The following is an 11647-nucleotide window of genomic DNA, read 5'->3' as shown; positions in this document are numbered from 1 at the left end:
CGTTGCGCCTCCCCCGGTGCAGCCGTACCACACGGGGGTCCAAAACGACCCACTTTTCCGGACATTGACGAACGAAGCAACGAACGACCGGCTGCGGTACAACGATCGGTCAGCCTACCTCGCGCCTCTGACAACGGGGTCAGGGGGCGCGATCCGGCCGCTGCCCGGAGACCAGGAAAACCACGGAGCGTGTCCGCTCCGACCAGTCTCCGGTGTCCATGTCGACGGACTGGAGCAGGACGCATTCCACCACGTAACCACCCTCGCGGAGGGCGGTACAGACGGCCTCGGCCTCGTCCCGCGTCGCGGCGTGGGTCACGATGCGCGCGGGCCTGCGGTCGGCGCAGGCGACGACGACGTCCACTCCCCCGCCGCCGATGCGCACGACGTCGGGCTCGGGCAGATTCTCCAGGACGTGGGGCGCGCGGCCTTCCACGACTTCCAGTTGTACGCCGGCGCGCCGGGCGGCGGCTGCCGTGCTTGCGCACGCTCCCGGTTCGGCGTCCACGGCGATCACGGCGGCGCCGAAGCGTCCCGCCTCGGCGGCGAGCGCGCCGCTGCCGGACCCGATGTCCCAGACCAGATCGCCGGTACGGGCTCCGAGCCGGGCGAGCTGGGCCGCGCGCAGCCAGGTCGACTCGCCCTCGTCGAGGTCGATGCCGTACTCCTCGGAGGGCAGCGCCCAACCCCGTACGGCGGGCGGGTACTCGGGGTCGTGGCCCGCGATCCAGCCGCCGGTGCGCACGGCCGAGGTGCCGATTCCGCCGACGACGATCACCACGTTGGGGTCGCGCCAGACATGGTCGGCGGCCTTGTCGGAGGTGAGGACGGTGACCTGTTCGCGGTCGGTGCCAAGTTCCTCGCAGATCACGAAGGTGCGGTGAACTCCCTCGAGCAGCAGGGCGAGTTCGGCGGGCCCGGCGCCCGGTGAGGTGAGGACGGCGACTTTGGTGTGCGCCCGGCACACATTGACGGCACGCCGGAGCGTGCGCCGGTGGGCGACCACCACCTGCGCGTCGTCCCACGGCATTCCGGCGCGGGCGAAGGCGGTGGCCACGGAGGAGACGGCGGGCACGACTTCGACCTCGAGTCCGTGCTCGGGGGCGCGCAGGGTGCGTACGACACCGAAGAAGCCGGGATCGCCGTCGGCGAGTACGACGGCGCTGCCGCGGTGTCCGGCGATCCTGCGCGCAGCGAGGTCGACGCTGCCGAGGCGGATGCGTTCGGCGCCCGGCGGGACTTGCGGCAGGGCGAGATGGTGCGCGGCGCCTGCCACCAGCGTGGCGGCGGCGAGCGCGGACGTGGCCGCGGGCGCGAGGGGCGAGCCGTCCCAGCCGATCACCGTGACGCGGTCGGCCATCGTCGTCAGTCTCCCCAGGGATCGTCAGGTCATCAGGTGGTCGGTGGCCGGTCGGCCGGGTGGCCAGGTCGGTTCGTCGCAGGCCGGAGTCGCCGCGGATCGTCTGTGCCGTGAGGGGGTCCGCACCGGGGCGGTGCGTGTGAGAGTACCCGCCGGACGTCACGTCGTCCGCCGGGGGTCCGGGAGGGCAAGGGGCGGCGGGCCGCCGCGTCGTTCAGTTCCAGTCGGTGAAGGACGCGTAGCCGCCCGCGTCCGCCATCTGTTCGGCGACGCCTTCGAGGTCTTCCGGCAGCAGGCTCCAGACGATGAGGTCGGTGCGGATGTCGATCCAGCCGCCGGACTCCGTCTGCGTACGCGCTATCCACGCGTTGCGCAGGACACCCTCGCTGATGCAGCCGGCCTTCTGCGCGACCTGCTGGGCCGCGGTGTTGTCGGCGGCGGTGCGCAACTCGATGCGCTCGAAGGACTGGTCGCGAAAGAGCCACTGCGCCACGGCGAGCACCGATTCGGTGGCGTAGCCCTCGCCGCGCGCCCAGGGAGCGGTGATGTAGGAGATCTCGGTCGCGCGGGTGCGCCAGTTGGTGTTCGTCAGCCGGGCGAGTCCCACGAGGCGCTGGGTCAGGAACTCGGTGACGGCGAGCACCAGTCCGCGTCCCTCGGTGCGCTCGGCCGGGGCGATGGCGCTCACCCATTCCTCGGCGTGCCGGGTGGTGTACGGGTGCGGCGTCTGCGTCCACGCGATGACCGGTTCGTCGTTCATCATCTCGATGTACGCCGGAATGTCCGCCGCCTCGAACGGGCGCAGCACCAGCCGCTCGGTGCTGATGGAGACGTCCGGAAAGGTGGTAGTCATGCGCAGCTCCATGCCTCAGTCCGTCGTAAATGCACAGCATGCAGTATCGGGTGAGCCCCGCACACGGGCGGGGTGTGCGGGGCTCTTACCGGATTGACGGCCGGATTGCGCGGGCGCGTTGTACCGGCGCGTTACGCGGGCGGGCCGAAAGCGGGCAGGACCGCGCCGTTCTTGTAGGTGTCCTTGATGTACTTCTCCACCTCGGGCGAGTTGAGGAGCTTCGCGAGCTTCAGCACGCGCGGGTCCTTCTCGTTGCCCTCCTTGACGGCGAGGAAGTTGGCGTACGGGTTGTCCTCGGTCTTCTCCAGGGCCAGCGAGTCCTCGGCGGGGTTGAGGTCGGCCTCGATGGCGTAGTTGCCGTTGATGACGGCGGCGTCCACGTCGTTCAGGGCGCGGGGCAGCGTGGCGGCCTCCAGCTCCTTGAACTTCAGGCCCTTGTCGTCCTTGATGTCGGCCAGGGTGCCGTTGCCCGTCACACCGTCCGCGAGTGTGATCACGCCGTTGTCGGCGAGGAGCTTCAGCGCGCGGCCCTCGTTGACGGTGTCGTTCGGAATAGCCACGGTCTGGCCGGACTTGAGGCCGGTCAGCTCGTCGACCGTCTTGGAGTAGAGGGCCAGCGGCTCCAGGTGGACGTTGACGACCGGCACGATGTGGGTGTCGTTCTTCTTGTTGAAGTCGTCCAGATACGGCTTGTTCTGGAAGTAGTTGGCGTCGACCTCGCCGCTCTCGGTGGCGGTGTTCGGCAGGACGTAGTCCGTGAACTCCTTGACGTCGAGCTTGAGTCCGGCGTCCGCCGCCAGGTTGTCCTTGATGAAGTTCAGGATGTCGGCGTGCGGTGTCGGGGACGCGGCGACGAGCAGGGGCTTGGACTCGTCGGCCTTGGCGCCGTCCGCGGTCTTCTCCGCGGGGTCGGACGAGGTGCCGCAGGCGCTGAGGCCGATGGCGAGGGCGGCGGTGGCCGCGGCGGCGGCGAGCTTGAGGTGAGTGCGCACGAAAAGTGCCTCTTTCCTGTGTGGGTGGACGGACCCGGACAAGGAGTGCGGGCCGGTGGGACATCTGGGGTGGGGCGGCGGGGCGGTTATGCCGTACGGGTCCGGCGGGTCAGCAGTCGTACGGCGAGGTCGCCGATCAGTTGGATCACGGTGACGATCAGGATCAGCACGACGACCGTGGCGATCATGAAGCCGTTCTCGAAGCGCTGGAATCCGTACGTGACGGCCTTGGAGCCGAGACCTTCGCCGCCGACCGCGCCGGCCATCGCCGAGTAACCGATGAGCGCGATGACGGTGGTGGTCGTGCCGGAGACGATCGACGGCAGCGCCTGCGGCAGCAGCACCTTGCGCACGATGGTGGGGATCGAGCCGCCCATCGACTGGACGGCTTCCACCAGACCGTGGTCGACCTCCCGTATCGCCGTCTCGACCAGCCGGGCGAAGAACGGGATCGCGCCGATGGCGAGCGGCACGATCATCGCGGTGGGGCCGATGAAGGTGCCGACGACGAAGGTGGTGAAGGGGATCAGCGCGATCAGCAGGATGATGAAGGGCAGCGAGCGGCCGATGTTCACGATGACACCGACGACCTTGTTGACGGCCGTGTTCTGGAGCAGGCCGCCTTTGTCGGTGAGGACGAGCAGCACACCGAGCGGCAGTCCGCCCGCGACGGTGACCAGCGCCGACCACAGCACCATGTAGAGGGTGTCGAGCGTCCCCTGGCTGAGCAGTGGCTGCATTTCGGACCAGGTCACTTGGCACCGTCCTTGGTGAGCGCGGCGGGCTGACCGGTGGATCCGGCCGGGGCCTCGACGGCCGGGCCGTCCACCAACTCGACCTGGAGTCCCTGTTCACGCAGGAAGCCGACCGGCACGACGTTCTCCTCGTAGGGGCCGGGCAGTTCGATACGCATCCGGCCGATCTGGCGGCCCCCGACGGTGTCCATCGCCGCGCCGAGGATCGAGATGTCGATGTTGTAGGTGCGCGAGAGCTGGGAGATGACGGGCCTGGTCGCCGCCTCGCCGTGGAAGGTGACGTCGACGACCGTGCTGCCCGGTCCGGTCCCGGCGCCGTCCACCGGGAACAGCTCGTGTGCCAACCGGGAGCCGGGGGTGGCGAGCAGTTCGCCGACCGTGCCGGACTCGGTGATCCGGCCGTTCTCCATGAGCGCGGCCGAGTCGCAGATCGTCTTGACGACCTCCATCTCGTGCGTGATCAGCAGGACGGTGAGACCGAGTTGCTGGTTGATGTCGCGCAGCAGTCGCAGGATGGAGCGGGTGGTCTCGGGGTCGAGCGCGCTGGTCGCCTCGTCGGAGAGCAGCACCTTGGGGTTGCCGGCCAGGGCGCGTGCGATGCCGACGCGCTGTTTCTGGCCGCCGGAGAGCTGGGCGGGGTAGACCCTGGCCTTGTCGGCGAGACCGACGAGGTCGAGCAGTTCCAGGGCTCTGCGAGAACGTTCCCGCGCGGAGTGGCCGAGGATTTCCAGCGGCAGTTCGATGTTGTCCTTCACTGTGCGCGAGGACAGCAGATTGAAGTGCTGGAAGACCATGCCGATGGAGCTGCGCGCGCGGCGCAGCTCCTTGCCGGCCCGTCGGCCGCGCCCGGCGAGCGCGGTCAGGTCGGTCCCGTCGACGGTCACGGTGCCCGCCGTGGGACGTTCGAGGAGGTTGACGCAGCGGATGAGCGAGGACTTCCCGGCGCCGCTGCGGCCGACGACTCCGAAGACCTCGCCCTCGCGTACATGCAGGTCGACGCCGTCCAGCGCGGTGACCTCATGGCCGCGCGACCGGCCGGACCGGCCGGTCCGATAGACCTTCGTCAGGCCACTGGTGGTGATCACAGGCGTTTCCGTCACTGTCGGGTGCGCGGCGCGATGGCCGCCGGGGCATGGGGAGTTCGGGCAGGGGGCGGTGGGGTACGGCGGGGGTGGTGGGATCCGGCAGGACGCGGCGGCGCGACACGGCCCGGCAGCTCTCGGCGGCTCACGGCCGGCTCAGGTGTGAGGCGTCGGGTGGCCGTGCGGCGCTGGGCGCGGGCGGGCGTGGTCCATGTCCGTGACGTACGGGAGGTACGAGACGTGGAGACGGACGCGGCGTCGCTTCTGTCGGGTCTCGCTTCGGGGCGCGAGGCTCAGGCAGGGGCCCTCAGTGGGCGCACATTCGACACAGACAGCGAGCACCGGGCGTCGTGATCGCCTCGGTCGCAAGGGCGCGGCTGCTCGTCGTGGTCATGTCGCAAGTAAAGCAGACACAGATCCGCGCTCCGGCCAGTTGTCCGAATAGCGGATACGTCTTCCGGGGCTCGTCCGGGGTGGGGCGACCCGGCCGGAAAGCCGCGCCGGGCTCCCGCTCCACGCCTCTGACCTGCATGGATAGGGCCGCGAGGTGATCGGCGACGGCGTCGGCGGTCGGTTCGGAGCGGGCGCGCGTTGTGGCCAAGGCCACGGTCGGCGGGCCCGCCGCCGCCTCCGGAGCGAGCCTTGACCGCCCTCGCGCGGCACCCGCCCTGCCCTCGCCCGCAGGGGCGATCGCACTGGGCTTTTCGGGCCGTAATACCCTCGTGTTCATGCTTGTCGCCCTGACGGTCACCGTCTCCGTGACCGCCCTCCTCCTCGCCGCCTGGTGCGGTTTCGCCGCGTACCGGGACCAGCCCACCAAGGACTGGCACTTCATCGGCATGGCCGTGGTCACGGTGCTGGCGCTGGTCCAACTGATAGTCGGAATAGTTCAGTTGGCGCGTGGCGAGGACCCGGACCAGGGCTCGGTGATCTTCGTCTCGTATCTGATCGGCGCGCTCGCCACCGTACCGGCGGCGGCGCTCCTGTCCCTGTCCGAGCGGACCCGGTGGGGTTCGGTGACGGTCTCCGCCGGCGCCGTCGTCCTGGCCGTACTCGAAGTGCGTCTGTACGACATCTGGGGAGGCTGACGGTGGAAGCCGATACAGGGACCGGGGCGAACACGGCGGGCCGCGGAGAGCGGCCGGCCGGGCGGACCAAGCTGGTCCAGGGGCCCGGACTGCTGCTGGTCTGGCTCTACGGGGTGATGTCGGTCGGCGCGGTGTCGCGGACCGCCTTCGAGATCTCCACCAAGTTCGACCGCGCACCGCTGGCGTACGCGCTGTCGGGCGTCGCCGCCGTCGTGTACGTGTTCATCACCTACACGCTCGTACGGGGCGGCGAGACGGCCCGGAAAGCGGCGCTGGTGTGCTGCGCGGCCGAACTCGTCGGTGTGCTCACCGTCGGGACCTGGACGATCGTGGACACCTCCGCCTTTCCCGAAGCGACGGTCTGGTCGGGGTTCGGCTGGGGGTATCTCTTCATTCCCGTACTGCTGCCGGTCACGGGGATGCTCTGGCTGCGCAGGTCCCGACGGAGTTGAGCGGGTGAAGTGGGTGGGGCGGTTTGAGCGGATCGCTCCGTACCGGCGTACGTCGTCAGGCGGTTGACCGTCACACGGTCGGCCGTCAGGCGCTGGCGGCGAAGGCTCCGTCGGCCGCCTCCTTCTCCAGCGTCACGAGCGTGAGACCGGGTCCGACCGCCTCGCTGGCCACCGGCGCGTACCCCTTGCTCCGGTACAGCCGCAGATTGCCCTCGCTGCGCTGACCGGTGAAGAGTTGGAAGCGCTTGGCCGCCGCCTCGTCGGCGGCGAAACTCGCCTCTATCGCGTCGAGCAGCCGGCCGCCGAGTCCGTGGTGCCGCATCCGCGGATGGACGATGAGCTTGCCGATCCTGGCCGTGCCCCGCGTGTCGACGACGCCCCGCACGGAGGCGACGACTTCACCGCCGAGCCTGGCCACCAGCGCGTGGCCGCGGGCGATTTCATCCTTGAGGTCGTCGAGGGTCTGGGTCAGCGGTTCGATGGTGTAGTCACCGTAGAGCTCGGCCTCGCTCTGGTAACACAGGTACTGCAGCTTGAGGATGTGCTCCGCGTCCTGCGCGTTCGCTGCTGAGATGGTCACGCTCATGCCCATGTGTGCATGCCTCCCGCTCACCTGCTGCCGGTTGTCTACCGCTCCTTTCCCCGGAGTTCAGGAGCCGCAACCTCTTGTGATGAGCATTACGCCCAACTCGTGGCCCCCTACAAGCGGTTGCGCCCCGACCGGCGACAGGCCGATCGGGGCGCGGGGCCGGGGCACGAACAGGCGTGTCCTGGCCGGGGTCAGTCCTTGGTGAAGTCGGCCGCCGCCAGCAGACCCGTGTCCGGGTTGTCGGTGAAGATGCCGTCGATGCCCTGCTCGAAGTAGACCTTGAAGGCCCCGAAGGCGTCGCCGTACGCGTTGGGATCCGTGCCGATCCGGAAGTCCGCCGGCAGGAAGCTGTTCTCGTTGCGCATCGTGTACGGGTGCAGGATCAGGCCCTTCGCGTGGGCGTCACGCACCAGGGTGGTCGGCTCGCCCAGCTTGCCGGCCTTGTCCTTCGGAATGATCAGGTCCACCCACGGGCCGATGCCCTGCGCGAACGACGCTATCCACTTCAGCCCGGTGGGCGTGATGAGGTCGGCGACGAAACGCGGGTCGCCCGACTGCTTGAAGTCCCACGGCTGGGTGTTCGCGGCGTCGAACAGCACGACGCGCGGCGTCGAGACCAACTTGGCCATGCGCTGCATGCTGGTGGGCTCGAAGGACTGGAGGAACAGCGGGGAGTCGCCGCGGTCCCTGCCGTACCGGCGCAGCAGCTTCGCGAGCCGTTCCTCCAGGCCCAGGCCCAGACCCCGGAAGTAGGTGGGGTGCTTCGTCTCGACGTACAGCCATACGGGCTCGCCCCGGCGGCGGCCCTCCTCGTCGGCCCAGCGCAGGACCTCCTCGAAAGTGGGGATCTCCCAGCGGCCGTTGTAGAGGGTGCTGTGCCGGCGGTTTCCCGGGATGCGCTCCTTGGCGCGCAGTGTCTTCAGCTCGGCGAGGGTGAAGTCCTCGGTGAACCAGCCGGTGAGGCTGACCCCGTCGACGCTCTTGGTCGTCCTGCGCCCCGCGAACTCGGGGTGGTCGGCGACGTCCGTGGTCGCGGTGATGTCGTTCTCGTGACGGCAGACGAGATGACCGTCCTTGGTCGGCACGAGGTCCTGCTCGATCACATGCGCGCCGAGGTCCAGCGCGAGCTGGTACGAACCGAGGGTGTGCTCGGGCCGGTAACCGCTGGCGCCGCGGTGTCCGATGATCGTGGGCACGGGCAGCCGCTTGTTCGGCGGGCGGTTGCCGCCGCCGCGTCCGTCGTTCTGGGCGGCCCGCGCCGTACCGGCCGTACCTGCGGAAAGCCCGAGTGCCGCCGAGCCGAGCACCGCCGCTCCCAGCACGGTCCTTCGTCCCGGGATGTTTCTCGCACCCTGTGTCATGAACGCTCCTTCATGTGATGTCCATGTGCTGTCCCGCACCTGTCAAACGAGGGCTTGATCGTAGGCAGTCACCCCCCTACGGCGGGCAGATCCCGCGCGAACACGGCGGAAACACGTGTCAACACCCCGTATCAGTTCGATGAACCCGATGTGCGCGGGGGGCCAACCCGCGAGTATCGTCCCCACCTGCGACGAGTTAGCCGGCTCGATGCGATCCGCTCACCAACCGGAGGACCCCGTTGTCCCGCTTTGCGCTCGTCAAGGCAGTGCTCGGACCGATCTTGCGTCTGATGTTCCGGCCACGGGTGGAGGGCGCCGAGAACATTCCGGGGACCGGTCCGGTGATCCTCGCCGGGAACCACCTCACCTTCATCGACTCGATGATCCTGCCGCTCGTCTGCGGCAGCCGTCAGGTCTTCTTCATCGGCAAGGACGAGTACGTCACGGGCAAGGGGCTCAAGGGCCGGCTGATGGCCTGGTTCTTCACCGGCTGCGGCATGATCCCGGTGGACCGTGACGGCGGGCACGGCGGTGTGGCGGCGCTGATGACCGGCCGCCGGGTGCTGGAGGACGGCCATATGTTCGGCATCTACCCGGAGGGCACGCGCTCCCCCGACGGGCGGCTGTACCGGGGCCGTACGGGTATCGCGCGGCTCACACTGATGACCGGCGCGCCGGTGGTGCCCTTCGCGATGATCGGCACGGACAAGATCCAGCCGAACGGGTCCGGGATGCCGCGCCCGAGCAAGGTGACCGTCCGGTTCGGCGCGCCGATGGAGTTCTCGCGGTACGACGGCATGGACCGTGACCGCTATGTGCTGCGGGCGGTGACCGACTCCGTGATGACGGAGGTCATGCGGCTCGGTGGCCAGGAGTACGTGGACATGTACGCCACCAAGGCGAAGGCGGCCTGAGCCGGGCGGACCCGGCCCGAGGCGAATGCGCCGGGCCCGCCGGACGGGTTGTCCTCAATCGTCGGACGGGTTTTCGACGCCCTCCTCCAGCTTCTGTCCGCGCAGCAGGAACCACGCCACCACCGAGGTCGCGAGCAGCACCGTCGCCCCCGCGCCCGCCGCGATGCGCAGACCGTGGACGAATGCCTCCTGTGCCGCGGCGACCAGTTCCGCGGCCTGGTGTCCTGGGATGCCGCCCGCCGCCTCCACCGCGCCGCCCAGCGACTCGTGCGCGGCGTCGGCCGTCCCCGCGGGGACGCCCGCCGGGGTGTGGAAGCCCTGGTAGACGCTGGTGACGATCGAGCCGAGGAGCGCGATGCCGAGCGCGGCGCCCAGCTCGTACGCCGTCTCCGACACCGCCGACGCCGAGCCCGCCTGCTCCTTGGGGACGCTGGACAGGATCACGTCCGCCGTCACGGTGAAGGAGAATCCCGCGCCGACGCCGACGACCAGCAGCGCGGCGCCGAGCATCGGATAGCCGGTGTTCTCGGTCAGCAGGACGAGCGAGGCGGTCGCCAGACCGACACCGGCGAGGCCGCCGGCCACCACCAGCCGTACGGAGAACCGGCGGGCGGCCCGGCCGGCGAGCAGGCCCGCCGTCACGGCACCGATCGCGGCGGGCAGTTCGGCCACGCCCGCCTCCAACGGGCCGCGTCCCTGGACGAGTTGCAGATACTGCGACAGGAAGAAGACGAGCCCCGACAGACCGAGGATGGTCAGCAGATCGGCCAGTACGGCTCCGGAGAAGCCCCGGTTCCTGAACAGCCGCATGTCGAGCAGCGGGAAGCGGATCGTGAGCTGTCGGCGGACGAACCAGACCAGCGCCGCGACGCCGACCACCGCCGTGACGGCGATGTCCCACCGCATCCCGTGCGCGGCGGCTTCCTTGATGGCGTACACGACACCGACGATCCCGACGAGGGAGAGCAGCACGCTGGGCAGGTCCCAGGGGCCCGGCGCGGGGTTCTTCGACTCGGGCAGCAGCTTCACGCCGACGACGACGAGGACCGCCATGACGGGCAGGTTGATCAGGAAGACCGAGCCCCACCAGAAGTGTTCCAGCAGGAATCCGCCGACGACCGGGCCCACCGCCGCGCCCGCCGAGGCCGCGGCGCCCCAGATGCCGATGGCGACGCTGCGCTCCTTGGGGTCGTGGAAGATGTTGCGGATCAGGGCCAGCGTGGACGGCATCAGGGTCGCGCCCGCGACACCCAGCAGGGCGCGCGCGACGATCATCATCTCCGGGCTGGTCGCGTAGGCGTTGAGGACGGAGACGGCTCCGAAGGCGACGGCGCCGGTCAGCAGCAGCTTCTTGCGGCCGATGCGGTCGCCGAGGCTGCCCATGGACACGAGCAGACCGGCGATGACGAACGAGTAGATGTCGCCGATCCAGAGCAGTTGGGTGCCCGACGGATTCAGGTCCTCGCTGAGGAACGGCGTGGCGAGGCCGAGCACCGTGGCGTCGACCGCGACCAGCAGGACGGCCAGGACGAGTACGGCCAGGGCGAGCCAGCGCCCCGCGTGGTATCGGGGGTCCGTCTCTGTCGCCCGCCTGTCGGTGGTGATCATGGCTCCACGCTCCGTCGCGCTCCGCCGAGCAGCAACTCGGCGATCATGTACTGGAAGTCCTTCGTGGCGACCCGCCCCTCGCGTACGGCCCAGAAGGCGGAGCCGATGAGTCCGTAGAAGGCGTCGGTGAGCCAGGCGGGGCTCAGATCGATGCGGAACTCGCCCTGCTCCTGGCCGCGCCGGAAGAGCAGGGCGACGCGGGCGTCGAGCCGGTCCCAGCCTTCGTTCATCTCGCCCTCGAAGAGTTGGTTCTCGGTGACGAGGAAGGCGAGGAGCCCGGCGGAGGGCTCGATCTCGGTGATGAGCCTGCGCACGGCGTCGCTCGCGGACCCCTCGCCGGTCCTGGCCGCGTCGAGCGCCGCTTCGAACTCCCGGATACCGAACTCCTCCAGGGCCCTGACCAGCGCGTCGCGCCCCGAGAAGTGCCGGTGCAGGGTGGCGCGGCCGATGCCGGAGGCCCGCGCGACCTCGTCCATGGTGGCGGTGGCCTGGCGGGAGAGGAGGGCGGCGGCCGTACGCAGCACCTGGTCACGGTCGACTGTCATGAGACGACCATAGCCCAAATGAGACGTCAATGTCTCATTCGACACGAG

12 protein-coding genes are annotated in these 11647 nt (G+C 69.6%); 3 read left to right on the top strand and 9 right to left on the bottom strand.

What is annotated here, in order from left to right:
• Positions 1-139 precede the first annotated feature (139 nt).
• The 5 genes from cbiE to OG329_RS35235 form a co-directional block, all read right to left on the bottom strand.
• Positions 140-1360, bottom strand: coding sequence for a precorrin-6y C5,15-methyltransferase (decarboxylating) subunit CbiE (gene cbiE / locus OG329_RS35255; RefSeq protein ID WP_405800662.1), 1221 nt, complete (start codon positions 1358-1360; stop codon positions 140-142).
• Positions 1361-1574: 214 nt separating this feature from the next.
• Complete coding sequence (locus OG329_RS35250) at positions 1575-2213, bottom strand: GNAT family N-acetyltransferase (RefSeq protein ID WP_405800661.1); 639 nt, start codon at positions 2211-2213, stop codon at positions 1575-1577.
• Between the two features lie 131 nt (positions 2214-2344).
• On the bottom strand, positions 2345-3205 hold the full coding sequence (locus OG329_RS35245; protein ID WP_405800660.1) for a MetQ/NlpA family ABC transporter substrate-binding protein: 861 nt from the start codon (positions 3203-3205) through the stop codon (positions 2345-2347).
• An 86-nt stretch (positions 3206-3291) separates the two neighbouring features.
• Entirely contained in the window at positions 3292-3960 is a 669-nt protein-coding gene (locus tag OG329_RS35240; protein WP_405800659.1) for a methionine ABC transporter permease, read from the bottom strand.
• Positions 3957-5045 carry a methionine ABC transporter ATP-binding protein gene (locus OG329_RS35235; RefSeq protein WP_405800657.1) on the bottom strand — a complete coding sequence of 363 codons (1089 nt, stop codon included), beginning with the start codon at positions 5043-5045 and terminating at the stop codon, positions 3957-3959. The genes OG329_RS35240 and OG329_RS35235 overlap by 4 nt, the downstream gene beginning before the upstream one ends.
• A 725-nt stretch (positions 5046-5770) precedes the next feature.
• On the opposite strand from OG329_RS35235, the gene OG329_RS35230 reads away from it, so the two are divergent.
• Both OG329_RS35230 and OG329_RS35225 read left to right on the top strand, forming a co-directional pair.
• Positions 5771-6130, top strand: coding sequence for a hypothetical protein (locus tag OG329_RS35230; RefSeq protein WP_405800655.1), 360 nt, complete (start codon positions 5771-5773; stop codon positions 6128-6130).
• A 116-nt stretch (positions 6131-6246) separates the two neighbouring features.
• Entirely contained in the window at positions 6247-6582 is a 336-nt protein-coding gene (locus OG329_RS35225) for a hypothetical protein (protein WP_405802190.1), read from the top strand.
• Positions 6583-6667: 85 nt separating this feature from the next.
• On the opposite strand, the gene OG329_RS35220 is transcribed toward OG329_RS35225, so the two are convergent.
• A complete protein-coding gene (locus OG329_RS35220; RefSeq protein ID WP_405800654.1) occupies positions 6668-7174 on the bottom strand; it encodes a GNAT family N-acetyltransferase in 507 nt (168 codons plus the stop codon).
• Between the two features lie 188 nt (positions 7175-7362).
• On the bottom strand, positions 7363-8532 hold the full coding sequence (locus OG329_RS35215; protein ID WP_405800652.1) for a glycerophosphodiester phosphodiesterase: 1170 nt from the start codon (positions 8530-8532) through the stop codon (positions 7363-7365).
• A gap of 290 nt (positions 8533-8822) precedes the next feature.
• Between OG329_RS35215 and OG329_RS35210 the strand changes: the two genes are divergently transcribed.
• Positions 8823-9446, top strand: a complete 624-nt coding sequence (locus OG329_RS35210) for a lysophospholipid acyltransferase family protein (protein ID WP_405800651.1) — start codon at positions 8823-8825, stop codon at positions 9444-9446.
• Positions 9447-9500: 54 nt separating this feature from the next.
• Here the strand turns inward: OG329_RS35210 and OG329_RS35205 are convergent, their stop codons facing one another.
• Together OG329_RS35205 and OG329_RS35200 are read right to left on the bottom strand one after the other, a co-directional pair.
• Positions 9501-11054 carry a DHA2 family efflux MFS transporter permease subunit gene (locus OG329_RS35205; RefSeq protein ID WP_405800650.1) on the bottom strand — a complete coding sequence of 518 codons (1554 nt, stop codon included), beginning with the start codon at positions 11052-11054 and terminating at the stop codon, positions 9501-9503.
• Positions 11051-11599, bottom strand: a complete 549-nt coding sequence (locus OG329_RS35200; protein ID WP_405800649.1) for a TetR/AcrR family transcriptional regulator — start codon at positions 11597-11599, stop codon at positions 11051-11053. The genes OG329_RS35205 and OG329_RS35200 overlap by 4 nt, the downstream gene beginning before the upstream one ends.
• Between the last annotated feature and the right edge of the window lie 48 nt (positions 11600-11647).

The sequence above is a fragment of the Streptomyces sp. NBC_01506 genome, from assembly GCF_045040295.1.
In the GTDB taxonomy this organism is placed as follows: domain Bacteria; phylum Actinomycetota; class Actinomycetes; order Streptomycetales; family Streptomycetaceae; genus Streptomyces.
Note: the sequence above shows the minus strand (reverse complement) of the source record. Positions and strands in the feature narration are given on the sequence as shown.